Below are 21,357 nucleotides of genomic sequence, written 5' to 3' on the forward strand. Positions count from 1 at the left end.
GCTTCACGTCGGGGTTCCTGCGGCCCGGCCGGCGGATGTGCTGGAAGGCGCACTCGAGCGAGCGCACCAGCGGCTCGTCGGGGCGCATGGCCGTGGGCGAGCTCGTGCGCCAGCGCCAGAAGCACCCCTCGCGCTGGTGGAACCAATTCTCGAAGCTACGCTCGCCGGTCGCGTCGAGGAAGTCCCCGGTGATGTGGAACCAGCTGCGCGCGCGCAGCTCGAGCTCCGCGATGACGCGATCGCGATCGCCCACAAGGCGCGCGCCGGGCGCATAGTGGAAGTGCTTGCCGGCCGCCCCGTGCCAGTCGAACGGCAGCTGGTAGAGACCCTCGAACGAGAGCAGCCCGCCGGGAAGCCGGTGGAAGGACACCACGTAGGTGCGCCCGCGCGAGGCCCCGAGCACCAGGTACGCGAGCCGGTGCTGTGGGATCACGATCAGGTGGTCCCACTGCACGACCCACTTGCCGCGCGAGGCGATGAGGCGCCGCACCTCGGCTAGGCTCGAGGGCGCTGGCGGAGGGTGGAGCTGCCGCACCGAGGGCGCGCTCTCGACCAGCTCTGGGAGCACGACCGGGGGGAGGTCTGCGAGGCGCGCACCCACGATCACTTCCGGTCGTTGAGGAGCTCGTCTTCCGTGATCTCCGCGAAGTCCGGCCCGGGCCGCCCCACCAGCACGATGGAGTCCCGAGACGGGGCCGCGCTGCCGGTGAGGGCCACACCATGTCGCTTCACCTCGAGCGCATCGAAGAAGGCCGGCGCGAGCGTCGAGACGAGGCCGATGAGAACTCCGAAGGTGGTGCCCTCGGGGTCGCCCCAGATGCTCACGCCGATGAGCCCGAGCACGGAAGCGAGGAGCGCGAAGGTGATGACGAGGAGTCGGGTGGTGTGCGTGATCATGGTGGGCTAAAGCCTACAGCAGCACGCCAAACTGCGCCACCGCGGCGCACCACCAAGTCAGTAGACCACCCACGCCGGGCCCGCCGGCGGAGTCCACCACGGCGCTGGTCTGCTGCGTGGTCTGCACGGGGTCGGTCACTTCTGCACCGCCTTTGCTGCGACGCCGGTCTCGTCCGCGTCGTCATCGCTGATCTTCGTGAGCGCGTAGTCCCGCAGCGCTTGCGCCGTGGAGGCCGGCACCGCGTCTCGCACGTCTTCGATGCTGATGAGCCGGCCTGTTGCACGACGCGCGATGATGGCGTCTGCGCGCGTGGCCCCGATGCCCGGCACCGCTAGCAGCGCGTCCCGTGAGCCACGGTTGAGCAGCCGCAGCACGCGCGCCTTTGCCACGCGGGCCTTGTTCGGTGCGTCCAGCGGCGGAAGGTGCGCCACGCGCTCCCCGTCGACCGGGCGCCCGTCTGCGCCCACGCGGACGGCTTGCACTGCGGCGATCGTCTCCGTGCGGATCTGGTCGAGCGGCACGTGGATCCCGCCGCCGACGCGCACCACGAGCCCCGAGTCGATGTCGGCCTGAGTGTACCCGCGTGGATAGCCGTGGGCGACGTCAAGCTGTGCGATGATCTCGGCGCACTCCATTGCTGTGCCGTGGAACCTCATACGCCCCACTCCTGCGTGATGTAGTCCTCGACTGCGGTGTTGCGCGCGGCGTTGTAGATGAACAGCGCGAGGATGTGGCCGTCAGTGGCATAGGCGCCTGTGTAGTCCGAACCGATCCTAGACGCGCCACCGATCGCGGTATTTGCCCCACACGCAACAGGCGTAGCGGCTACGCCGTTGCGCCAAAAGCTGAATAACGAGCTGTCTTGTTGGTACGTCACGCGCTGCCTGGTCGTCGTGACGGCAACCGACGAGTCACGGAATCCCGTGTCCAGGAGTCGATATGTGGATACGCCGCCTACGAGCAGGCGGCCTGTCTGTGTGTCGAAAATACCGCGCAGTGTGTTCGGTTTGATTACCGCGTAGATCGTCCTTGGCCCTGCCACAGCCGTGATGCCAGTGTTGATCAGAGAGTCGTTCGTTCCGTCGAAATACAGCGACGCGTAACCATCCGCTGTCGTGATCGTCGGGCGGTTGCCAGCTGTCGCCTGCGTCGCGTGCCACCCGTTGCCGCTCTGATCAGCCCACGCGGAGCACGCGCCCGATACGTTGGTCACGCCCACACGCGCGTCGTAGGCCGCGAGTAGGTTCGTGGTTGGCAGGGTGAGCCGAGAGCCCGTCGTCGCCATCACGCCCTGGCCGAACATCATCATGGGATCTCCGCGCTGATCCAGACGTGCGCCAGGGTCGCGCTCACGACGGTCACGAAGATGGTGTCGTTCGCCGCGATGGCGGTCGCGCTAGGCTTCTTGCCGAAGTACTTGATCACGTGCCGCCCGAGCCCACGAAGGTCACCGCGCCGCCCGCGACCGATGTCACGTAGAAGCCGCAGCTCCACGCGCGACCAGTGCCGCCCGCCGCGAAGAGGTGTGCGGGATGGTCACCGCGATCGCGTTGCTGGCCGCGTTCAGCGGGATGATGTCACCCGCGTCGCCGGCCGCGAGCGTCTTGGTGGCCGACGTGTGCGCGGTCTGGACGAGGGGGTAGAGCGCGTCGGTGGCGGTGGTCTGGGCGGTGGCCGTTGCGATCACGAGGTCCGAGATGGTTGCACCGCCGTCCGCCAAACCACCAACACCATCGCCCACGATGATGTCACCCGCTGGGGGCGCCGGGTTCATCACAGGGATGAAGGCGCTCACAACACGGCGCGCCCAGATGGGGATCGTGTTCGGGAAAGTCTGCCGGCTCATCGGGTGCTCCTCAGCCGTTCAACAGCACGTAGTTGATGGTCACGTAGCCGTTCAGCGCGGGGTCGCGCGGATCGACGCTCGAGGCCGCGCCGGCGGCCACGAAGGTTCCCGCAGCATCCACACGGATGTGCTTCCAGCGCAGGCGCACGTGCGTGAAGGGCGCCACGTCGTAGGTGAAGTGGAACCCGATGGGGAAGACCTGGGGCTCTTCAGCCGGCGGATTCGGCGGAGCGGAAGCGTCCACCTCGAACACCGGCTGGTCGATGCGGCGCTCGATGCTGTAGGGCGGCTCGGGCGTGTCGCCCGCGAGCATGTTGGGCGACCGGATTTCGGACGCGTAGACGCTGCGCGTCGCGTACACCGTGCCGACGCCCACGGGCTCAGGCTGGCTCGAGTCGCCGCTCAGGTTCAGTTGGCTGAACGCGTTGTCGAGCAACGTGTAGGGCACCCAGCGGGAGCCGTTGTTGCTCACCTCCATGATAGTGCTGAGCACGTAGCTCATGCGCACGGCCTCGTCTTCTACGTTCGGCGGGACGTAGTTCAGAATCCAGAGGATCGTGCCCACGTCCGAGACGTCGATGGCGTCGCCGATGTCGTAGGCCTCGCCGGGCACCTGCACCTCGTCGCACGGCAGGTACTGCCCGATGCGCCAGGTGGCGTAGTCGTCGATGAGCCCCTTGCGCACCACCGTGTAGAGCGTGGCCGCGCCGCGCTCGACCGCCGGCACGAAACGGGGTCCCGCCTCGCCGCCTTCGAGGGGAACGAGCGCGCCGTTAGGTCCCACGTAGCTGAGTGAGTCGCTGGCCTGGTCGTCGCGCCGTGTGCTCTGGTCGTTGCGCATCTCACTCTCCAAACAGGAAGGCCGCCAGCTTGTTGGCGCCGCCCTTCACGATCCGCTGCCCGACGAGCCGCGCGCCCTCGGCGAGCACCTCGGACGTGCCCTCGACGAGCTTCTCCGCGCGCTGCACGTGCTCCGAGCAGACCCACGCGGCTGGCACGTCGCCCAGGTAAAACAGGTGGCCGTCCGTGACGTCCTTCGGGCGCGCGTCGCAGCCCGGGTGCGCGCAGCGGGCCTTCCGCTTGATCACCGGCGCCCCCGCTTCTTCCACACGACGAACCCGACCACGACAGCAGCGACGCCCAGGCTGAGGTACGCGTAGCCCATGCCACGCACGTTCGGCCCCGGAGCTGATGCCTGTGGCGGCATGCTGTACGGTGTCATGCGCGCGGCCTCGACGTAGCGCGCTGCGTGATCGTCAACCCATGCGGCAACAGACGGGGCGAGGGCCACGTCACCAGCACGCCACTCCCAGTACGGTGGGCGCTCGATGTGCAACGCGTCGTACACGCCGTGCAGCGGGTCGATGTCGAATGTCCCGTGGCAAACCTGCTCAGCGCAGGATGTGAAACGCCGCCCGCTTTGCGTGAACAACGACCCATCCTGCTGCCGCACCACACCGAGCCACCAAAGCTGTGGATCTGTTGCACCGTACGGTACTGGTTTGCCATCAGCGCCCCCCGCTTCTTCCACACGACGAACCCGACCACGACAGCAGCGACGCCCAGGCTGAGGTACGCGTAGCCCATGCCACGCACATTCGGGCCCCAACCACCGCCACCACTGCTTGGCGCAGGTGCACGCAACGAGTCAGAGTGGTGCGCTGCAGCGCTAGCTGACCAACCACGCCACCACTCCAGCAAACCAGCATCCAGCTCCACACCCATGCCGTCTTCGGAGACGTTGAACGCATCAGGTGGACGTGTATGCAGCACGCCCAAGTAGACAGACCGCAAACCAGAATCCGTGTAGCGCGACCACAAGGGGCTGCACGTGGTGTAGCTGCTGCATGCTTCCGCAGGAAGGGTGCCCACGCGCCAGTGCTGAAGAGCGCGATTCACATCGAGTACACTTACCCAAGCACCCATCAGCGCCTACCCCGCTTCTTCCACACGACGAAGCCGAGCGCGCCCACGCCGAGCGCGGCCGTCACGCCGCCCACGATGAGCCACACGTTCGGGCCGCGCACGCGGTAAGGAGACTCGTAGGGCTCTTCCGGTGGCAAGATGTCCTGCGGCGCCTCTGGATCACGATCACGGTTGGGTGTGGGCAGGTACGATCCCGAACGCACCAGCACCCACGTGGCGACGGGGCCCGGCAACAGCACGGAGCGCCCCTTCACCTCGTAGGTTGCTTCGCTGTGCGACAGGCCGAGCAAGTCGAAGACGCGATCCAGCATCCGCTCGGTACCAGCGCCCCAGCGACCGTCGCATGTCCCCGCACCGCAGCTGTGGCGCATGGACTCGATGCCGAAGTGCGCCACCAGCGCCTGCTGCAGTTGCATGACCGGGATCATCACGGGCGCGCCCGGAGCGTTCTCGGCGGCCAGCGCCGCGCCATCGGCAACGGAGGCGTTCTGCTGGGCCATGGCCTGCGCCTGCGTGAGCGGCAGCTTGGGCTGTACCGCCGTGGGAGGCGTTACGATGCCGAGGCTTCGGCTGTGCCTGCCGTAGAGGCCCGGGTGGCCACCATGGAGCGGGAGGGTGTACATCAGACCCCCCGCATCTTCTGCACTTCAGCGCGCGACTTCTGGACGTAGGCTGCGGCCGCGCATGGAGTGCACTTCGTGCCGCCCTGCGCCGCCGCGCTCGAGCTGCGCTTGCCGTATCCGGCCACGGCCCGCTGGGCGCGCTGACCGCTGTCGTACTCGGTGCCCTCGCGCGCCACGGCAGCGCGGCGCATGTCGGCCACCCCATGAAGGGTGCGTTGCAACAGCTGGGTGATGGTAGAGTTCACGGCATGACCTCCATGTTGTACTCGCGGCCCCGGAGGCCACGACCCTTCTTACCACGCGCGGGGGTCCGCCGGCCAGCCAAGCTGGTGCCGCCGCGTGCACGCTTGCGCGTAGGCGAGCTCTTGACGGGGAAGCGCGCCCCCGAGAAAGCGCCCGAGGGCAGTCCATTCAGCGCCATGTTGCTCACGGCTCGGATCTTGACGAGCTGCCAGATGCCGAACACGGCAACGGTCACTCCGGCCGCAGCTGCGGCGTACCCGAGGTAGCGCTTCGTGCGCTGATCCTGCGCGCCGCTGTGCGTCTCGAGGGGGTCCTCGGTGCGCGTGATGACGCCGTAGAAGTTGAACCCCTGCCCCGTGAGGGCCCGGCGCACAGCCAGCAGCTCGGTGCCGAAGCGCTCGGCTGTGGTGAGGTCGCCGCCCCACAGACCGTAGCCATCATCCCACTCGCGCGTGTACCAAGCCTCCCAACGGTCGGCGAGGTTCTGCCACTGCGCGACCACTGCGTGGCTGCACTTGCCGAGCTCGTTGCACTGCCGCGCCACAGTGTCGGCCGTCGCCATAAAATCAGCGTGGGTGCGCTCCACGCCGGCAGACGAACGTCTGCGGGCATCGTGATGGGCATCAGTCGAGGTACTCCACGGTGATGACGAGGATCGCGTAGCCCGTGTTGACGGCCTGCGCCTCGATGTACTGGTCCTCGGTCAGCGTCACGCACAGGTCGAGCATGTTCGCGTCGAACACCGGCATGAGGTACGACTTGCCGGCGCGCCCGAGATCGTCGAGGCTGCCCGGGGCAACCGGCCCGTCCTTGCCGCGCGAAGCGCCCGTGACCGTCACGGACTCGATCCGGTTCAGCGAGCCCGCGTCGTCGAGCTCCGGGATGTCGCCTGGCATGGCCGCGTACGGGAAGAGCGCGACGGCCACCTGCGGCGAGTTGCCCGAGGCCGCGGTGATGGACACGCGTCGCAGGCCCGCCCCCGGCTCGGGGTGCAGGATGCGCGCGGCCTCCGTGACCGTGCGGCGCCGCATCTGCGTCGGGCGGTGGCTCATGTGATCACCGTGTAGCCGATGAACCCGAGCATCACGGCCTCTTCGGTCGCGCGTGCGATGGATCCATCGTACTTGAGCGTAGGGTCAACGCCCTGGCCCGGGTCCCACAGCCAGCCCTTGCCAGGCAGCTTGTGGCACACGCAGAGGCCTGAGGTGATGCCGAGGAGCGACACCGGCACGAACTCGTGCGGCATCGGCGAGACGCCGCCGCCGTAGGACCAGCTCTGGCTCGTGCCTGTGCCGTCCACCATGATGCGCGCGCGCAGCTGCGTGATGTCGGCCATGAAGCCCGGGGCCTCGGAGCCGAGCGTGAACGTCACGCCGATGACCTGCAGGGGCTCGCCCACCGTGTTGCTGAGCTTGCTGCTGTCGAACGTGGCGAGCCCGTCGTTCGCGAGCGTGAGCCGGGCCCCGAGGTTGTAGGGGCGCCGGGTGTTCACTCCGAGGCAGTCGAACTTCACCGAGCAGATGCGCGAGCTCGCACCGCCCTCCGTGTCGATGGGGGGCCGCTCGAGGCGCACCTGAACCTTGAAGCTCGAGCGGTTGCCGAGGATGGTCGGATGGTCGAAGATCCAGCTCGTCGTGCTCGCGCCGAACACGTCCGAGGCGGCGTTGCGGCGGTTGTGCCACGCGGGGATGGGAAGGTACTCGCTCGACATGTAGCTCGCGTCGTGGCTCACGATGCGCATCGAGTAGTCGCTGATGAGCGCGGGGCTCCCCTGCTGCGGGTACTGTTCATCCGTGCGCTGCCTGTTGCCGCGCATGGCCGCCGTGATGTGCGTGATGACGACCGGGAACTGCTCCCCGTTGCGCCACACCGAGGTGTCCGGGTAGGACAGCTCCTGGTCGGTCGAGAACACGTACTCCTGGAAGTACGCACGCGGCTCGTAGCGTCGCCCCGAGACGTCCGCGATGTGGCTCTTGGCCACGTCGGCGTACTGCTGGTAGAGGGGCGCGAGGTCGTTCGGCGAAGGCTTCTGAAATTCCATGGGTCGGTCAGTCCTTGACGATGGCGTAGCCGGTGAGCGAGACGCCCACCTTGTGGTTGCCGGGGGACTCGCGGTCCTGCTCGATGGGGTTCGGATCGATGCCACCAGTCACCGCCGCCAAGAGGTTGTTCTTGCCCTCGGAGCGCAGCGTGATCCGCAGTTGCTCGCGGCTCCCGAGGCGAATGGGCGTCTGTAGCTTCATGCACGCACCCGCACCGATGGTGGGGGACACCAACACCAAGGGCGCACCGTCACGCCACCAGGACCGATTGGTTCCGCCGTTCGTGGTCTTGGCGCGCACTGCGAGACGTGTGGCGAGCGAAACGCCGCTATCTGGCGGATAGCCGTCTGCCGCTGGGAGGTTGTCCAGCCCACGAACGCCGTTGTTGTTCGGCAGATGCACCGTGAAGCCTTGCAGCCAGCCGGAGCCGTCACCGCCACCACGCAACGTTTCCTGCCTCTGCCAGTCTCGAGGATTGAACTGCGACTCGGGAGGCCACGCAACCCCGTTCGTGTTGGCGTCCAAGCTGGGGCCTGCCTGCAGCGGCGAACCCCACGGCGTCCCAGCACCGTTGACAGCCAGCAAACGGCCACGAGAAGTGCGCATCTGCTGACGGAAGGCACTGCCAGAACTCCACGCCTCGTCGAACCCCATCGTGATGTTCAGCTTCTCCGCGTCATCGTTCACACCGAGATTCGGAGCACCCAAGGAGCTCAGCCCAAATTGCACCACACCGCGGCGCACCAGGCGGTAGGGCATGTCGAACTGCCAGCGGGCCACGTCGAAGATGCGCGGCTGGGCGAAGAGCACCGCGCGCGTGCGTGGGTTGACCGTCGGCGGGACCTGCCGAGGGCTCGAGTCGTAGGGCATGAACTGCCCCATCGATAAGTCCCCGAAGGTCGGCGAGGGTGCGATGGGCAGGCACTGCCCGAGGGCCGGGCTGAAGCGCTGGACGTCAATGGGGCTCGCGCTGTGCGCGACGCTCACCGTGACATTCTGCAGCACCTCGTACGCGTCGTTCGTGACGCAGGAGTTGATGGGGCTCAGGATGAGGTGGGTCAGCACGAAGTCGTAGCGCGACCCGTTCTGCCACTCGGTACCCTCGAGGACGACCTCAGGGCCCTCCACACCGAGCTGGTTCGTGAAGGGCACGTCCACCACCTGCCACAGCGCGCGGGGCTCGTAGAGCGCCTCGTCGCGGCCCGTCGCGTAACCCTCGACGTTCATGTCGGGGACGTCGCCATGCTGGCTGATGTAGTGCGGGGTGTGGCTCATCGAGTTGCCTTCGGGACCTTACAACGGAAACGCGCCCCCTGGCAACGCGCCCCGAGGGGCAGGGTCCAGGGGGCGCGTCGCCAGCTCGAGCAGGTGATCAGGCCGGGCGCTTGCGCAGGCCGTCGAGGAAGAACCGGGCGGTGCCGCTGCTGAGCAGCGTCACGGGTCGCAGGGACTTCCACGTGAGGTGGAACACGCGGCTGTTGCCAGGGCGCGCGTTCTCGCCGGTGCCACCGACGAACACGGGGATCTTGAACTTCTGCTGGTTGGCGGGGGTCGCCTCGCCAGCCGAGCCGATGTTCACGCCCGCGAGCCCGGTCGCCACGCTGCAACGCGTGTCGAGGCTCATGCCCAGCTGCGACAGGGGCAGCTCGACCTGGGGCTTCTTGATGCCCGCACCGACCTTGAGCTCGATGAGGGTGTCGCGCTGGAGCACGGCGAGATCCTGCCCGTTGATGAGCGGGGAGGGCGCGCTGTTGGCCAGCACCGGCGGGAAGACCCGGGGGCTCACCTCCGCCTGGAACAGCTCCCAGGTGATGGCGTAGACCACCATGGCCTCGTCCTGGTTCATCTGGCGCGCGCGCACGAGGTTGGTGTCCCCAGCGTTCGCGATGCGCGCGGCGGAGCTCGACGTGCGCGTCACGTTCTGACCCACCGTGTACGAGAAGAGGTCCAGGTTGAACTGGTCCCCGCTCGTGAAGTCGGCGGCGCTGTAGAGGGGGTCGTGCAGCCACTCGCTGATGTCGAGAGTGCTGCCGTCGTTGAGTCGAAGTGTGCTGAGACTGCTCATGATCACGCCACCGGACGCGCGCGGTAGCCCGCGGCGTAGATGCGCACGCGAACGCGCGCGTTGGGGTCCGTCCCGAGGTTCAGGTTACGCACCTGGCCCCACGGGAACTTGAGGTTGATCGCGAACGCCTCACCCGCGCCGATGTGGTGCGGGGTGGCGAACTGGCGGTTGTTGTACACCGAGCCGCCGCCGTTCTGACCGATGATGAAGGGCACGCCGGGGCCCGTGTTGCGCGTCGCCGCGCCCAGCACCGGGTTCACACCCGCGCCCGCCGGGAAGAACCCGAGGGGCTGCTCGCAGTAGCTCTTCGTGTTCGCGATGCGGAGCTCGACCATCACGTCGCGCTGGAGGCGCTTCATGTTGGGGCCGGACACGAAGGGCGCATCGGGCTGGAACTCGGCGCTCGAGAAGAGCAGCGCGGGGTCGGTGACGGTCTGCATGCACTCGATCTGGATCGTGTGCAGCAGCAGCTCGTTCTGCTCCTGGATGACGCCGCCGTCACCCTTGAGGTTCGTGTCGAGCTTCGTGCTCTTGCGCGGACCCGGGCTGCCGGGGACGTCGCCCCCGATGCCGTAGCCGAACGCCTTGAGCGTCTCGATGTTGCCGTCGTTGATCTCGACCGTACTCCAGTACGGAGTCGAGCTCCAATCGACTGGGCGCACGACGTCGCCATTCCCCAGTCGAACCTTGTCGATGAACGCCATGGTGTCTTCGTGCTCCTGATCAGGCCGTGGGCCGCTTGTGGAGGCCACACAGCGACACGCGCGCCGTGATGACCCGCGTTTCCGCCGTGGCGGCGACACCGTCGTTGTCGTAGGTGTCGATCGCCTGGCCGGTCGGGTTGTGGAGGATGACCGAGTACTCCTCGGTGCCACCGATGTGCAGCGGGATGGAGAGGCTCTCCACCGCGTCGCGCGACTGCACGCTGTTCTCGGCGATCGCGAGGGCCGAGAGGTCTCCGGTCAGGGCCGGAGTCACCACCGCGCCGAAGCCCGGGGCGAAGCGCCCGATGCTTGAGATCGGGAAGGTCTTCTCGCTGATGTCCAGCTCGAGGAGCAGCTGCAAATGCAGCGCCTTCATCGTGGTGTAGTTCAGGCCCGGCTGCCCAGCCGCGCCGATAAAGATCGGCAAGCCTTCCTCAGGGTTCTCGTCGTGGCTGCGGCAGTAGAGCTCGTTCTCGATGGCGTACACCAGGAACTCCTCGGTGGAGGCCAGCTGGTTCGCCGTCTGGATGTTCGTGTCGTTCAGCGTCGCGATGCGACGGCTCGACGCGGGCATGTTGTCCGTGGTGACGATCGAGTCACCCTCGGTGTACGAGAACAGGCGCAGCTCCTGATCGGTCGCACCGTTCAGGATGTCGGCCGTCGAGTACAGGCGCCGGCTGCTCCAGTCGGTGAGGCTGATGGTGCGCCCGTCCTGGAGACGGATCTGCGTGATCTGGTTGACACTCATGGTCGTGGGTTCTCCGCGAGGCCGAAGCCTCAGTAGGTGCTGGTGCCGAAGGCCGAGGTGGACACGGTGCCCGTCAGCGCGGCGAGGCCCGCCTTGCGACGCGCGCCCGCGAGGTCGATGACCGCGCCCTGGCCCTGGTCGTTACCGCGCAGCTGCTCCATCATGATGGCGCCCATGCCGTTGCGGCGGCCCGAGAGCTGGGGCACGATGGCGCCCATGCCGCGCAGACCGGCCACGCTGTCCGCGGCGGCCACCATGCTCGGCGGCTGGTGCTGCGTCGCGAAGATGGTGCCACCGACGAGCAGCGAGGCCACACCGCCGGCCATGGCCAGTGCCTTGTTGCCCTTGGCCGCCATCAGCGCGGGCACCATGCCCACCGCGATGCCGACGAGCGGCGCGTGCTTGGTCACGTTGCGCGTGAGCTCGTCCGTGGGCGTCACGAACTGGCGGATGCCGAGGACGGTGGCAGCGGTGGCGCCACCGCTGATGAGGACGGCCGCGACGGGCGACTGCATCTTCATCATGCCCTTGAGGCTCTTGCGGGACTTCTTCGACTTGGACTTCTTGGCCATGGCTCGGATTACTCCTGTGTGTGTAGGTGTACCACCTACAGTGTGTGTTTGGCAACCCCATCAGCCACATCGGCCTGCTGGGCGATGTTTTTTCTCAGGTCAAGCGCCTCATGAGGAGGACGCCGAGGGCCGCTCCCACGCTGAACGCAGCCGCTGATCGCAGCTTCGAGAGAGCGCTTTCACGGCCCACGATGGCGCGCACGTCGGAGTACAAGTCCGCCGCTGCGCGCATGTGTTCGCTCCACGCAGAAGGGCTCTGCTGCGCGGCGCGCTCGAGCACTTCGGGGGTCACGCCAGCGTCCGGCTGATAGCCCTCCACCGTTGAGACAAGGGCCTCGAATTGGGCGTTGACGCGCTCGAAGCGAGAGCGCACGCTGTCGATGACCGATTGCGGGATCGCACCCGTCTCGGCCAGATCTTCGAAATCGGCCATCACCAGCTGCTGGTTGGCCAGCACATCGTAGTCGCTCGCAGCGCCTGCAAGACCGCGCCGCTTCGTGCTGCGCAGGCCGTCCAAGGAGTCGATCGTCATGACGTCCATCAGCGCCCTCCTCGCCCGCGGCGCTTGCGCCACGCCTGGTAGCCCACGTGGCCGGCCGCGCCGGCCAGCACGCCCGCGGCACCCCACTTCACCCAGCTCTTGCCGAACCAGGCCGTGATGTTGAGCGGCTCGATGTCGGTGGCCGGCACGTCGGCGTCGGCCACGGGGATCATACCCGAGGACACCGAGGTCGCGCCGGGGTTGTAGTCGCCCGGCTTCGGCAGCGGCACCGCGCCGTAGATCTGCCCCTCGGCGCCCTTGTAGGCGCCCACGGACTGGTCGGGCGGGAGGAGCGAGCGCTGCCCCGTCTCCGCGAGCGGAGGCATGTCGCCGTCGATGATGTAGACGGGCTTCTCGTTCATCGCTTGACCTGGGACTGGATGAAGTAGTAGAGGCCTGTGCCCGCCAGGATGAGTCCGCCGATGCCCAGCGCGAGGCGCGCCGTATCAGTCGAACGGAAGGGGCTCGGCAGGCTCGCCTGCGACGTGGTCATGCTGGTGCCCGAGCTCGAGGCCTCACCTGATGAGGCCGCGCTCGAGGCGCTGCTCGAGCCCTTGGGGCCCTCCGGCAACGGGACACCCTCGTACTCCAACGCCCGGATCTCGCCCGGTGTGGAGCCGGGAACGGGCTGCTCTCGGCGCGGCAGGGTGCCTGTGTTGATGAACGAGCCCATGAGCTGGTTCGCCATCGGCGCCGCGCGCACGGGGTCGAGCGTGACGCGCAGCTGCGCGTCCAACAGGTCGAGCGCGGGCGCTGTGCCGGCCGCCGTGAAGAACCCGCTCGACTCCATCCAGTCACCGAGCGCCGCCTGCTGGGCCGGAATGGCCGAGCGCCGCCACACGGTGAGGAACGCGGGCGCCATCGCCGCGAGCGCAATGCCAAGCGCGTAGCCGGACAGCACCGTGTAACCCGTCGTCGAGGTGAGCTGCTGGCTGCGCGCAGCCTCCATCGAGCGCAGGACGCTGTCATCCGGGTAGAGGCTCCGGTTGGCCAGGTACCACTGCACGAACAGCGTGTGCAGCGGGCTCGCCGAGGGGCTCTCCCGGTACGCCGCCATCAGGTAGGCGTAGGCCAGCATGGCCACCGCCAACTGCCGGCGGGCATCGAGCGCTCTGCGTTCTGCGGCGGTGGTCATGTCGTGCCTCAGCGCGAGCTCAGTTGCCGCACTTCTTCAGCATCGGCGTCGGCACCCAGTTCATCCGCTGGGTGAGCTCGTTCTTCGCGCGCTTGTAGCAGCGGCGCACGACCTTCCCCTCGTAGGTGTACTGGCTGCACTCGATGCCCTTGCCACCCGGGCGCTGCATGCGCACGAACTTGCCCTTCTTGCGGCACTGGGTCCACTTGGCCGAGCTGGGCCCGGTCTTGCGGTTGATGGTGCCGCACGAGCAGCCCGCGCCAGAGCTGCGCTTGGTGGAGGACTTCTTCTTCGACGGCGAGGACTTCTTCTTGGCCATGATGGATCTTTCGGCAGGGAGGAACAGGAAGGGTTCGAACGGTGCGCCTACAGCGGGCTACCTTTGCCTACATCAGCATACACCGAGTCAGCGGGACGCGGCAAGTACCGCTGCGACGGCGATGGCGCCGAGCGCAAGGAAGCCGAGGCCCACCTTGCGCTGGCGCGCCTCGAGCACGGCGAGCTCGTGCGGCGCGGCGCTGCCACCCCACGCGTAGCCCGTGTTGGGCACGACGGGGCGTCCCGGCATGACGCCGCAGCCGCTCGTGTAGCTGCGCTGTCGCGGAGCGTCGAAGGCGCTCGGGTTGAGCGCGCCGCCGCGCGAGGGCGCGGGCTGTGCGATCTGGTTGGCGAGCTGCTCGCCGATGCTCACCGTGCCGATGGCGGCCTGAGCCGCGTCCTGGGGCGTGACGACGCCCGAGGCCGCCTGGGCCTGCAGCTGGGTGATGGCGTCACGACTGACGACGTTCGCGTCGGTCGTGGGCATGGAGGCGTTTCCGAGGGTGTAGACGGGCATGACGTGGTTCTCACTTCGCGAGCTTGACGAGGAGGAAGGCGCCGACGAGGCCGGCCGCTGCAAACCCGACCATCTTCAGCTTCGGGTCCATCCCGGTGGTGGTGACCTCTGCGGGCGGGCGCAGGTTGTCGAGCGGGTCCGTGTTCGTGGCGACCGGCAGCGTGATGACGTTGTCCTCGCGCGTGGTGACTGGCGTGCTCGAGTCGATCATCGACGTGTCGAGGTTGTCGCCGCCGGTCTGCAGCGAGCCCGTCACGGGGTCCGCGCCGGCGCCAGACCCGGTCGTGATGGTGGGCGTCTGCGCGGGTGCCACCGTGTTGATGGGGGCCGGGAGCGCTGGGGAAACGCCCTGGTAGCCCTCTGGCATCAGCCCCGTGATGGCGCCCACCAACACGTTGGCCATCTTCCACGGCGTGTCGGCCGCCTTCACGCTGGTGTAGAGCTTGTCGAGCGCGGCGAGCACCTGCGTCCATTCGGAGTCCGGCACGTAGAGCACGTTGCTGGTGGTGCCAATCTTGAACGCGCGCTCGGATGCCCAGCGGAGCGCCTCGGGGTAGACGAGCAGCCCGATGTTCGACAGGTATTCCACGCGCGCAGGGGCACTCTGGCCGGCGTCAGACGCGTACTTCGCGCGCAGCAGCGCGTCGAACTGCGCGCGCTTGGTGTTGATGATCAGGACTGCGGTGCGGGCCGTGACGGTCATGGCGATTTCTTTCGGAAGAGGGCGTAGCCGAGCACGGCTGCAGCTGCGGCCGCGGCGATGTAGCCGAGGTTCGACTGCGGGGGTGGCGGCGGGGGCAGTAGGACCGCTTCCTCCGCAGGCAGACATTGGTTCGGGTCCTTCGGCTGTCGCAGCACCGGGGTCTGCGGGGCGAGCCTGAAGTTGTCCGCACGCACACTCCCGCCGAACAGGTTCGTGAAGAGCCCGACGAGCGCGGCGACCACGGCCACGATGGCGCCCGCGATGGGGTTGATGGCGGCGGCGAGCGCCGCCACGGCGCCGATGGCCTGAGTCACCTTCGCGCCATTCGCCTTGGCCTTCGCGATGGCCATGGCCTCGCGCGTGGCGGCGTCGAGCTGGAGATCACCACGCGCCGTGAAGAAGCCGATGTGCCCGTCGAAGTAGAGGTTCATGGCCTCGCGGAACGTCTGCGCCGCGTCCTGGTACGCCACACCCTCGGCCCACGCCTTTGCCCACTTGAGCCGCATGCGGGGCCCCATAGTGGTCACCGGCACGAGGGCTTCAGCTCGACGGATCTCCTGCTGCACGTCGCGCAGGCGCGCGCCCAGGTGGTACTTGCGCGGGTCCTCCCACGCTTCCACCCACTCGTCGTCGAGCATCTTGCTGTCCACCGCACAGGCACTCCAGTAGTGGTCCTCGAGGTCCTTGTCGGACATCGTGTCGATGAACTCGAGCGTCTCGACGATGGACTTGTGCGGCTCATCCTGTTGACGATTCTCCGCGATCGCCTGAGCCATGGCCGTGGCCGGCGAGAACACCCAGTGGAGGAAGCGCTTGAAGCGCCTACGCCGCCGTTCCTTCTTCGTAGGCGGATCCGGGACGGCCGCCTGGCCCGCACGGTTGATCACCATGCGCGAAAGGTTGGGCGTGTAGGCGTTCGCATTGACGCCGTCGAGCGGGTGGTCACCATCGAACCACGGGATCTCCGGCTTCCCCTGCTTCAAGCGCGCGTAGTCGAGCAGGAACGAGGGGTACGCCCCCGTCCAGCGAGGGACCATGCCGGGGCGCAACGACTCGGGGCCGTACCAAGCCTCGAAGGCATGCACCGGGAATGCTCGATGGTTGAGGTTCTGGTAGCGGTCCAACTCATCCCAGTGCGCCGCCTCCCACACCATGCCGTCTTTGTTGCCGCGCACCAGCTTGAGCACGTCCACACCGCGCCGGAACGGAGCGAAGTCCGCTGCGCTCGCGGGGTGCCCCGGGAACCAGCTGTGCGTGCTCGTGTGGAAGCTCTGGTAGAACTCAGCCTTGCGCGTCGAGTCGTTCACCGATCCACCGAGGATGCCCGGGTTGTCCTGCCAGTAGCTGAACGTCCCGCCACGCTGGCGGCACTCGTGCTCCAGCAGCTCGCGCACCTGCTTAGGAACGCCCAGACCGCTCGAGAACCAGCCCTCAGGGACAACCTGCTTCTGCGCCTCTCCGGGGAACATGAACAGCGGCTGGATGTTGGTCGCCCACATCGCGAGCTCCACGTACTTGGCCACAAGGTCGTGCCAGGTTCGCATGAGGATGGCGCGCTGCTGTGTCCACGCGCTCACCGCCTTCATGTCGGGCCACTCGTTGTCCTTGAGACCGAGCTCTTCACGTTGTGCCTTGATCGTCACAACGCGCGCCAGGGAAGAACGCTTGTACACGCCCCCTGCGTTGTCGGCCCACTGCTCCTCCGAGACGAGTGGCGGACTGAAGTGCGTTGGGATCGCGGTGTAGACCCCGAGCAACTGCTTCAGCTGCTGCTGGCATGCCTGGAAGACGTCGAAGCGCACCATCATCTGGGCGTACTGCTCACACGGCAGCTCGTACTCGAGCCAAGGGTGGACGTCTTTGTGCGCTTCCTTGATCACACCCTTGGCCACGATGGAGTCCACCGTGTCCTTGACGACGGGCAACGTCTTCTCAGCCGTGCTCAGCGCAGCGAGCAACGTGAAGCTCACGTTGTAGCCCGGGATGGGCGATCGGAAGTCCGTGGCCATGCGTTCAATCCTTCAGCAAGAAGAGCACGCCGACGAGCGCCACAGCGCCCGCACCATAGAGCAGGTACTTGTTGCCATCGCTGCCGAAGCTAGCGCCGGCAGCAGACCCAGCGGGCGGTGTGACCGGGGGCGCACTGGGTGGCGCAAACGGGTCCGCCGGAGGTGCACTACCCTGCGGGAAGAGGGCCCCGCAAATCTCATCGGTCTGACCGGCGATGGTGCTGGCCGTCTGCCAGTTGGAGGTGGTGCCCGTGCCCTGCCCCTTCACCGGGTCCTTCGTGCCGCCCGACGTCGAGCTCTGCGCCGTGGCCGCCGTACCGATGGCGGTGGTGATCTGCGCGATGGCGCTCATAGTACCGCAGACGCGCCCAGCACGCTCCTGGTTGATGCCCTCGAGGCCGCGCAGGTGCTGGTTGTTGAGGCGCACCTCGAGCATGCCCAGTGCTGCGCGATCTCGTGGGTCGCGGAAGGCTCCTGCCAGCGCGGCGAGGTCCTCGTTCATGGCGCGCATCGGCTGCGGCGTGCCGTAGCGATCGCGCGTCTGAACGCTTCCCTGGTAGCCCGCAAAGGTGCCAGAGCGCACGCTGCCGCGCAGGCCGAGCTTCTCCTTGAGGCGGTCGCCAATGCCGGTGAGGCCCTGCCGCGTGGGCAGGATGCGGCCCGTCGTAGGCTGGTTCACCATGTAGCCCCAGTCCTGCATTTCTTGCCACGTGGCAGGCATCAGTAGCGCTCCTGAAAACGCGCGCTGGCCGCGTTTTCCGACACCATCTCGAGGGCGTCGTAGGTGTGTTGGGCCGGGAGGGTAGCGCCCTCGCGATCCTGGATGTGCCGCAGCCTGTTCTGCTCTTCGATCGCGAACGGAGGAAGCCCCATGCGCGGCGTGAACGGGATGTTGGCAGGAAGCTGCGTGTCAACGGCTCCCATGGCGTAGCTGAGCCGCACGGTTGGTGGGGCGTCGGGCGCGGGGGCGCCCACCTGCTGCAGCACGTAGTCGTGCATTTCCGCGAGCCGCACGTCGGCCGCGTAAACCGCCTCCACACCCCCCACCGCACCCGCCGCGAACGGCGAGTACTTCCGCGGCAGGATCGCGAAGGGGTTGAACATCTGCCGCCCGAAGAGGACAGCGTTGACGATGTTCGGGGCCCGCGTCGTGAGGTCGCGACGCAAGAGCTCGAGGGGGAGCTGCTGCATCTCCTCGGGCAAGTTGTCGCGGGTCTGCCAGGGTCCAGGGAGCGTGGGATAGCGGCGCATGTTGATCAGCCCTTCAGGAGCCAGAGAAGCCCGGCCACGGCCACCACACCGCCCACACCGACGCCGACCTTCGCTGGCGTGGAGAGCGCGTTGAAGCGCTCGAGGACGGTCTGCGGCTCGACGGGCGCCAGGTAGGTCGAAACCTCCCCGGGGCCCGGCGTGGTGGGCGAAACGCCCATGTACGTGTCCGGTGTGACCCCACCCTTCGGGTCGAGCAGGTTCACCTTGGGGTCCACCATGATGCTGTTGCCGCCACCGGGACGCGTCATGGACTGCGCCATGGCAGCCTCATCAGTGGCTGTTTTCACGGACGCATCAGCCGGCGTGTCTCCCGCAAGACCACGCCGCGCCACACGTCCCGTTGCGCCTGCACGCAGGTTCGCGACCTGCATGCCGTAAGCGAGATCGTACGGGCCCATGGCGCTCAGACCTTCCGGCAGTTGTAGCCGTACTGCCCGCGCTGGCAGGTGACCTCACCGAGGCCGCGCAGGTTGCCCTTCACGGTCTTGCGCTTCGCACCGGCGAGGCCGCCCCGGCGCTTGCCCTTGCTGGACTTGCGCTTCACCCCCGACAGGGTGGGACGGCAGACGGTCTTGCCCTTGACGCGGCTGCACGTCACGGAGCTGAGCCCCCGACGGGTGGACTTGCGGGCGCCGCGGCGCTTGTTGCTCTTCTTGGCCATGTGTCAGATTCTCCTCGATCAGGTCGATGTGCGGGGTCAGAGCCCCATGTCGAAGTCACGGACAGCTGCGGGCCGGGCGAACTCCCACCCCAGACGCTTGCCCTGCTCGGTCGTGTCGAGAGCAACCCACTTGCCCCCAAGCTCGATGCACGGATAGACGTGCGCCCAGTACTTGCCGTCCTGGGAGATGACGCGCGCGATGCTCGAGAGGCCGAGCGACTCAGCGAGCGTGCACACGAAGATCGTCGAGTCGTCGCAGTCACCACCACCGGCGGCGAGCGTCGTGGCGATGTCCACGTAGGTGTCCACGCCGCGCGGGTCCGAGGTGTAGCGCACGTTGAGCACCGTGAAGTCCCAGAGGCGCGCGATGACGCAGGCGTCCTCACGCTGGCCACAACGGGGCGGAACCTGCCTTGGAGGCGCCACGGGATGCCAGCGGTCCTTGAAGGGCACGCAGGCCACGCGGCCGGCGCCCTCGCGCGTCTTCTGCCACTCCCAGGTGCCCGCCGCGATGTTCCGCGCCAGCCGGTGAACGTGGGGGTCCTTCACGCCGTTGGCCACGCGCTCGCGCATGTGCGCGATGTGGTCGTCGAGCGACGCCGTCTTGTGGATGTTCGAACGGAAGGACGCCATGTAGGTACAGAACCTACACTACCACACCACCATCCTGCAAGGCAACGGCTACCGTTCTACGACGTAGAACCCGCGCTGGCGCCTACACACGGCACGTTCACGCTGCCGGGTCATCCGGCCGCCACGCGTGTCTGGGTACTTGGGCTCGATGTCGGCGGGGAGCCGCGTACACTCGATGATCTGCGACCACTTCGCCGTGTGCTGCCATTCGGTCAGCACCACCTCCTGGTCCCCGATGCGGACCGTCGTCACAACGGGCACCACGTTCGATGTCTTTCGTACGAACCGCCGCACATAGTGCAGTCCGTCACCCGCCAGCGCGGCTTGGACCGTTCCGCCTCTTCCCGATGTTCCCGCGCGGCACGTGCTACGTGCTCGCGTTCGAGGGCCTCCGGGTAGACACCACGCCCCGGTGTCACCGCCGACCCCAGTGGCCACAGGCACGCAAGCGCGCGGTGGGCGGGTGCGCGATGCCCCCTACACGCGGAACACGCCGCCCCTTGCGCCGCCGGCCGCCTCCCCGAGCTGAGCGGTTGCTGGCGCCGTTTATCACGTGCGCTCGCCGCAGAGAAACGGGCACGATGGACCCACGAGGACCGGCTGCGGTCATCAACGGGGCGAAGAGGGCTGCCAGCTGTCGGATCATGATTCCACCGTCCTTTTCTCCATGATGTCCGCTGCGCGCCGCAGAAGGGGCGCCCACTCGGGCCCGAGCTTGGCGGCGGGCAGCCGCAGTTCGCCCAGCACAGGGTGGATGCCGGCCGCGCACTCGCGCAAAGTCTTCACGCCGCGTGCGTCCACACGCTCTGCCGTGCACCAGATGTGGAACCAGCCGCCGTTGTCAGCGCGGGCTTCGATGGCGGGCGCCACGCGCACGGGACCCGTGGCGAGCTCTGCCTTGCGGTACGTCTGCAGCTGCTCGGCGCGGTGTTCAGCCTCGAGACGGGCGTTGAGCTCGGTAGCCTTGCGCTCCTCGTCGTACTTCTCCGCGACGCTCATGGCGATGTCGAGCTTTCGCTGCTCTGCGGCGGTGCGCCCCAAGCTGTTCAGCTGGTACGCGTCCGCCAACTCGGGCCGCTCCAGCTCCATCTCGATGAGCCGAAGTTTTCGACAGACTCGCGCGTGCGCGTCAGCGCGCGTATCCGCCATGTTGGCGCGCGCCCAGTCTTCCCAGAGCGCAGGCATGTGCACGGTGCAGAAGGCGCCCATGACCCACGCATCGTTCTCGATGCCGGCGCAGCGCCGAAGGTCCTGGGGCCGACACGTCTCGGCGGCCACGCGCAGCTTGCGCACGAGGGGGAGATCTTCTGCGGTGAGAGCACCCATCACTCCACCGCCTTCAGGTGCCGGGGCTTGGGCGGCTCGGGAGGCTTGCGCCCGCCGGTGGCGTCCAACAGCTCGTTGACCTTGCGCAGCCCCTTCAGGCCCTCGAAGAGCTCGGGCTGGACCACGCTCGCCGACCAGGGCCACACCACGCGCGGAGCGCTCGCATCGTTGAATTCCCCCGAGTCGATCATGAAGACCGCTTCCCAAGGGAAGACGCATGCGAACGGCACACGCCCGAACGAGAGCGTCACGCGCATCTCGTGCTCGCCGAAGTCCCAACCCGTTGGGGGCACCGCCAGGTTGAGGCCCAGCTCGAACATCGCCACGCGTGGGACGTTCGGGTTGTAGGCCTTGCGGTCAGGGCGCTCGAGCAAGCTCGGCGGGACGACGATGTCGGGGTGCTCGAGGTTCACGTGCACTTGAACCAGCGCATGATCTTCGAGCATGCGCAGCAGTACGCCATGTTGTGAGAGAGGGTGTGGCATCCAGGCATTGTACCCGCGCGCGAAACGCCTGTCACGCAGAAAGGGTTGCACACCCGCGCCCCGTGCTGTACAGCCCCCTCAGATCTCGAA

The 21,357-nt window shown here is 67.6% G+C and carries 34 protein-coding genes; all 34 read right to left on the reverse strand.

Features of this window, described 5'->3' with window-relative positions; all coding sequences use genetic code 11:
• Window positions 1-601 (reverse strand): hypothetical protein (locus IPK85_01155; GenBank protein ID MBK8246002.1); only part of this gene is annotated, 601 nt, incomplete at its 3' end.
• Window positions 602-603: 2 nt separating this feature from the next.
• Window positions 604-897 carry a hypothetical protein gene (locus IPK85_01160; GenBank protein ID MBK8246003.1) on the reverse strand — a complete coding sequence of 98 codons (294 nt, stop codon included), beginning with the start codon at window positions 895-897 and terminating at the stop codon, window positions 604-606.
• Window positions 898-1,032: 135 nt separating this feature from the next.
• Window positions 1,033-1,554, reverse strand: a complete 522-nt coding sequence (locus IPK85_01165) for a hypothetical protein (GenBank protein MBK8246004.1) — start codon at window positions 1,552-1,554, stop codon at window positions 1,033-1,035.
• Window positions 1,551-2,207, reverse strand: a complete 657-nt coding sequence (locus tag IPK85_01170) for a hypothetical protein (GenBank protein ID MBK8246005.1) — start codon at window positions 2,205-2,207, stop codon at window positions 1,551-1,553. The genes IPK85_01165 and IPK85_01170 overlap by 4 nt, the downstream gene beginning before the upstream one ends.
• Window positions 2,204-2,392 carry a hypothetical protein gene (locus IPK85_01175; GenBank protein ID MBK8246006.1) on the reverse strand — a complete coding sequence of 63 codons (189 nt, stop codon included), beginning with the start codon at window positions 2,390-2,392 and terminating at the stop codon, window positions 2,204-2,206. Before IPK85_01175 ends, IPK85_01170 begins: the two co-directional genes overlap by 4 nt.
• A complete protein-coding gene (locus IPK85_01180) occupies window positions 2,370-2,744 on the reverse strand; it encodes a hypothetical protein (protein ID MBK8246007.1) in 375 nt (124 codons plus the stop codon). Before IPK85_01180 ends, IPK85_01175 begins: the two co-directional genes overlap by 23 nt.
• A gap of 10 nt (window positions 2,745-2,754) precedes the next feature.
• The gene (locus IPK85_01185) at window positions 2,755-3,585 is read right to left on the reverse strand and encodes a hypothetical protein (GenBank protein ID MBK8246008.1); all 831 of its coding nucleotides are present in this window, start codon (window positions 3,583-3,585) and stop codon (window positions 2,755-2,757) included.
• A 1-nt stretch (window position 3,586) separates the two neighbouring features.
• The gene (locus tag IPK85_01190; GenBank protein ID MBK8246009.1) at window positions 3,587-3,832 is read right to left on the reverse strand and encodes a hypothetical protein; all 246 of its coding nucleotides are present in this window, start codon (window positions 3,830-3,832) and stop codon (window positions 3,587-3,589) included.
• Window positions 3,829-4,092 (reverse strand): hypothetical protein, encoded by a 264-nt coding sequence (locus IPK85_01195; GenBank protein MBK8246010.1) that lies wholly within the window; start codon window positions 4,090-4,092, stop codon window positions 3,829-3,831. The genes IPK85_01190 and IPK85_01195 overlap by 4 nt, the downstream gene beginning before the upstream one ends.
• Window positions 4,093-4,669: 577 nt before the next feature.
• On the reverse strand, window positions 4,670-5,293 hold the full coding sequence (locus IPK85_01200) for a hypothetical protein (GenBank protein ID MBK8246011.1): 624 nt from the start codon (window positions 5,291-5,293) through the stop codon (window positions 4,670-4,672).
• Entirely contained in the window at window positions 5,293-5,538 is a 246-nt protein-coding gene (locus tag IPK85_01205; protein MBK8246012.1) for a hypothetical protein, read from the reverse strand. Before IPK85_01205 ends, IPK85_01200 begins: the two co-directional genes overlap by 1 nt.
• Window positions 5,535-6,098 carry a hypothetical protein gene (locus IPK85_01210; GenBank protein ID MBK8246013.1) on the reverse strand — a complete coding sequence of 188 codons (564 nt, stop codon included), beginning with the start codon at window positions 6,096-6,098 and terminating at the stop codon, window positions 5,535-5,537. The genes IPK85_01205 and IPK85_01210 overlap by 4 nt, the downstream gene beginning before the upstream one ends.
• 61 nt (window positions 6,099-6,159) lie before the next feature.
• A complete protein-coding gene (locus IPK85_01215) occupies window positions 6,160-6,588 on the reverse strand; it encodes a hypothetical protein (protein ID MBK8246014.1) in 429 nt (142 codons plus the stop codon).
• Window positions 6,585-7,577: a hypothetical protein gene (locus IPK85_01220; protein MBK8246015.1), complete on the reverse strand. Its 993-nt coding sequence runs from the start codon at window positions 7,575-7,577 to the stop codon at window positions 6,585-6,587. The genes IPK85_01215 and IPK85_01220 overlap by 4 nt, the downstream gene beginning before the upstream one ends.
• 7 nt (window positions 7,578-7,584) lie before the next feature.
• Window positions 7,585-8,853 (reverse strand): hypothetical protein, encoded by a 1,269-nt coding sequence (locus IPK85_01225; protein MBK8246016.1) that lies wholly within the window; start codon window positions 8,851-8,853, stop codon window positions 7,585-7,587.
• Between the two features lie 97 nt (window positions 8,854-8,950).
• Entirely contained in the window at window positions 8,951-9,643 is a 693-nt protein-coding gene (locus IPK85_01230; GenBank protein MBK8246017.1) for a hypothetical protein, read from the reverse strand.
• 2 nt (window positions 9,644-9,645) lie between these two features.
• Complete coding sequence (locus tag IPK85_01235) at window positions 9,646-10,347, reverse strand: hypothetical protein (GenBank protein MBK8246018.1); 702 nt, start codon at window positions 10,345-10,347, stop codon at window positions 9,646-9,648.
• Window positions 10,348-10,366: 19 nt separating this feature from the next.
• The gene (locus tag IPK85_01240; GenBank protein ID MBK8246019.1) at window positions 10,367-11,095 is read right to left on the reverse strand and encodes a hypothetical protein; all 729 of its coding nucleotides are present in this window, start codon (window positions 11,093-11,095) and stop codon (window positions 10,367-10,369) included.
• 29 nt (window positions 11,096-11,124) lie between these two features.
• The gene (locus IPK85_01245) at window positions 11,125-11,667 is read right to left on the reverse strand and encodes a hypothetical protein (protein ID MBK8246020.1); all 543 of its coding nucleotides are present in this window, start codon (window positions 11,665-11,667) and stop codon (window positions 11,125-11,127) included.
• A 94-nt stretch (window positions 11,668-11,761) separates the two neighbouring features.
• Window positions 11,762-12,208 (reverse strand): hypothetical protein, encoded by a 447-nt coding sequence (locus IPK85_01250; protein MBK8246021.1) that lies wholly within the window; start codon window positions 12,206-12,208, stop codon window positions 11,762-11,764.
• Window positions 12,208-12,570, reverse strand: coding sequence for a hypothetical protein (locus IPK85_01255; protein ID MBK8246022.1), 363 nt, complete (start codon window positions 12,568-12,570; stop codon window positions 12,208-12,210). The genes IPK85_01250 and IPK85_01255 overlap by 1 nt, the downstream gene beginning before the upstream one ends.
• Entirely contained in the window at window positions 12,567-13,343 is a 777-nt protein-coding gene (locus tag IPK85_01260) for a hypothetical protein (GenBank protein MBK8246023.1), read from the reverse strand. The genes IPK85_01255 and IPK85_01260 overlap by 4 nt, the downstream gene beginning before the upstream one ends.
• 19 nt (window positions 13,344-13,362) lie before the next feature.
• Window positions 13,363-13,662 (reverse strand): hypothetical protein, encoded by a 300-nt coding sequence (locus IPK85_01265; protein ID MBK8246024.1) that lies wholly within the window; start codon window positions 13,660-13,662, stop codon window positions 13,363-13,365.
• A gap of 87 nt (window positions 13,663-13,749) precedes the next feature.
• Complete coding sequence (locus IPK85_01270; protein ID MBK8246025.1) at window positions 13,750-14,178, reverse strand: hypothetical protein; 429 nt, start codon at window positions 14,176-14,178, stop codon at window positions 13,750-13,752.
• Window positions 14,179-14,188: 10 nt separating this feature from the next.
• Window positions 14,189-14,881: a hypothetical protein gene (locus tag IPK85_01275; protein ID MBK8246026.1), complete on the reverse strand. Its 693-nt coding sequence runs from the start codon at window positions 14,879-14,881 to the stop codon at window positions 14,189-14,191.
• Window positions 14,878-16,890 (reverse strand): hypothetical protein, encoded by a 2,013-nt coding sequence (locus IPK85_01280; GenBank protein ID MBK8246027.1) that lies wholly within the window; start codon window positions 16,888-16,890, stop codon window positions 14,878-14,880. Before IPK85_01280 ends, IPK85_01275 begins: the two co-directional genes overlap by 4 nt.
• 4 nt (window positions 16,891-16,894) lie before the next feature.
• Entirely contained in the window at window positions 16,895-17,611 is a 717-nt protein-coding gene (locus IPK85_01285) for a hypothetical protein (protein MBK8246028.1), read from the reverse strand.
• Window positions 17,611-18,141, reverse strand: a complete 531-nt coding sequence (locus IPK85_01290; GenBank protein ID MBK8246029.1) for a hypothetical protein — start codon at window positions 18,139-18,141, stop codon at window positions 17,611-17,613. Before IPK85_01290 ends, IPK85_01285 begins: the two co-directional genes overlap by 1 nt.
• Window positions 18,142-18,146: 5 nt before the next feature.
• Window positions 18,147-18,422 (reverse strand): hypothetical protein, encoded by a 276-nt coding sequence (locus IPK85_01295; GenBank protein ID MBK8246030.1) that lies wholly within the window; start codon window positions 18,420-18,422, stop codon window positions 18,147-18,149.
• A gap of 143 nt (window positions 18,423-18,565) precedes the next feature.
• Window positions 18,566-18,823: a hypothetical protein gene (locus IPK85_01300; protein MBK8246031.1), complete on the reverse strand. Its 258-nt coding sequence runs from the start codon at window positions 18,821-18,823 to the stop codon at window positions 18,566-18,568.
• A 36-nt stretch (window positions 18,824-18,859) separates the two neighbouring features.
• The gene (locus IPK85_01305; GenBank protein ID MBK8246032.1) at window positions 18,860-19,456 is read right to left on the reverse strand and encodes a transglutaminase domain-containing protein; all 597 of its coding nucleotides are present in this window, start codon (window positions 19,454-19,456) and stop codon (window positions 18,860-18,862) included.
• Window positions 19,457-19,504: 48 nt separating this feature from the next.
• The gene (locus tag IPK85_01310) at window positions 19,505-19,708 is read right to left on the reverse strand and encodes a hypothetical protein (protein ID MBK8246033.1); all 204 of its coding nucleotides are present in this window, start codon (window positions 19,706-19,708) and stop codon (window positions 19,505-19,507) included.
• Window positions 19,709-20,098: 390 nt separating this feature from the next.
• A complete protein-coding gene (locus IPK85_01315) occupies window positions 20,099-20,749 on the reverse strand; it encodes a hypothetical protein (protein ID MBK8246034.1) in 651 nt (216 codons plus the stop codon).
• Window positions 20,750-20,781: 32 nt separating this feature from the next.
• Entirely contained in the window at window positions 20,782-21,267 is a 486-nt protein-coding gene (locus IPK85_01320; protein MBK8246035.1) for a hypothetical protein, read from the reverse strand.
• Window positions 21,268-21,357 lie beyond the last annotated feature (90 nt).

The sequence above is a fragment of the Gemmatimonadota bacterium genome (genome assembly GCA_016712265.1).
GTDB lineage: Bacteria > Gemmatimonadota > Gemmatimonadetes > Gemmatimonadales > Gemmatimonadaceae > RBC101.

Excerpts from the sequence above, each read along its gene's own strand:
- IPK85_01170 (MBK8246005.1), bottom strand. The coding sequence starts at position 2,207 with ATGATGATGTTCGGCCAGGGCGTGATGGCGACGACGGGCTCTCGGCTC.
- IPK85_01260 (MBK8246023.1), bottom strand. The coding sequence starts at position 13,343 with ATGACCACCGCCGCAGAACGCAGAGCGCTCGATGCCCGCCGGCAGTTG.
- IPK85_01230 (MBK8246017.1), bottom strand. The coding sequence starts at position 9,643 with ATGAGCAGTCTCAGCACACTTCGACTCAACGACGGCAGCACTCTCGAC.
- IPK85_01225 (MBK8246016.1), bottom strand. The coding sequence starts at position 8,853 with ATGAGCCACACCCCGCACTACATCAGCCAGCATGGCGACGTCCCCGAC.
- IPK85_01265 (MBK8246024.1), bottom strand. The coding sequence starts at position 13,662 with ATGGCCAAGAAGAAGTCCTCGCCGTCGAAGAAGAAGTCCTCCACCAAG.
- IPK85_01240 (MBK8246019.1), bottom strand. The coding sequence starts at position 11,095 with ATGAGTGTCAACCAGATCACGCAGATCCGTCTCCAGGACGGGCGCACC.
- IPK85_01290 (MBK8246029.1), bottom strand. The coding sequence starts at position 18,141 with ATGCGCCGCTATCCCACGCTCCCTGGACCCTGGCAGACCCGCGACAAC.
- IPK85_01160 (MBK8246003.1), bottom strand. The coding sequence starts at position 897 with ATGATCACGCACACCACCCGACTCCTCGTCATCACCTTCGCGCTCCTC.
- IPK85_01165 (MBK8246004.1), bottom strand. The coding sequence starts at position 1,554 with ATGAGGTTCCACGGCACAGCAATGGAGTGCGCCGAGATCATCGCACAG.
- IPK85_01275 (MBK8246026.1), bottom strand. The coding sequence starts at position 14,881 with ATGACCGTCACGGCCCGCACCGCAGTCCTGATCATCAACACCAAGCGC.
- IPK85_01255 (MBK8246022.1), bottom strand. The coding sequence starts at position 12,570 with ATGAACGAGAAGCCCGTCTACATCATCGACGGCGACATGCCTCCGCTC.
- IPK85_01305 (MBK8246032.1), bottom strand. The coding sequence starts at position 19,456 with ATGGCGTCCTTCCGTTCGAACATCCACAAGACGGCGTCGCTCGACGAC.
- IPK85_01300 (MBK8246031.1), bottom strand. The coding sequence starts at position 18,823 with ATGGCCAAGAAGAGCAACAAGCGCCGCGGCGCCCGCAAGTCCACCCGT.
- IPK85_01245 (MBK8246020.1), bottom strand. The coding sequence starts at position 11,667 with ATGGCCAAGAAGTCCAAGTCGAAGAAGTCCCGCAAGAGCCTCAAGGGC.
- IPK85_01200 (MBK8246011.1), bottom strand. The coding sequence starts at position 5,293 with ATGTACACCCTCCCGCTCCATGGTGGCCACCCGGGCCTCTACGGCAGG.
- IPK85_01185 (MBK8246008.1), bottom strand. The coding sequence starts at position 3,585 with ATGCGCAACGACCAGAGCACACGGCGCGACGACCAGGCCAGCGACTCA.
- IPK85_01235 (MBK8246018.1), bottom strand. The coding sequence starts at position 10,347 with ATGGCGTTCATCGACAAGGTTCGACTGGGGAATGGCGACGTCGTGCGC.
- IPK85_01295 (MBK8246030.1), bottom strand. The coding sequence starts at position 18,422 with ATGGCGCAGTCCATGACGCGTCCCGGTGGCGGCAACAGCATCATGGTG.
- IPK85_01215 (MBK8246014.1), bottom strand. The coding sequence starts at position 6,588 with ATGAGCCACCGCCCGACGCAGATGCGGCGCCGCACGGTCACGGAGGCC.
- IPK85_01285 (MBK8246028.1), bottom strand. The coding sequence starts at position 17,611 with ATGCCTGCCACGTGGCAAGAAATGCAGGACTGGGGCTACATGGTGAAC.
- IPK85_01320 (MBK8246035.1), bottom strand. The coding sequence starts at position 21,267 with ATGCCACACCCTCTCTCACAACATGGCGTACTGCTGCGCATGCTCGAA.
- IPK85_01180 (MBK8246007.1), bottom strand. The coding sequence starts at position 2,744 with ATGAGCCGGCAGACTTTCCCGAACACGATCCCCATCTGGGCGCGCCGT.
- IPK85_01220 (MBK8246015.1), bottom strand. The coding sequence starts at position 7,577 with ATGGAATTTCAGAAGCCTTCGCCGAACGACCTCGCGCCCCTCTACCAG.
- IPK85_01250 (MBK8246021.1), bottom strand. The coding sequence starts at position 12,208 with ATGGACGTCATGACGATCGACTCCTTGGACGGCCTGCGCAGCACGAAG.
- IPK85_01210 (MBK8246013.1), bottom strand. The coding sequence starts at position 6,098 with ATGGCGACGGCCGACACTGTGGCGCGGCAGTGCAACGAGCTCGGCAAG.
- IPK85_01280 (MBK8246027.1), bottom strand. The coding sequence starts at position 16,890 with ATGGCCACGGACTTCCGATCGCCCATCCCGGGCTACAACGTGAGCTTC.
- IPK85_01270 (MBK8246025.1), bottom strand. The coding sequence starts at position 14,178 with ATGCCCGTCTACACCCTCGGAAACGCCTCCATGCCCACGACCGACGCG.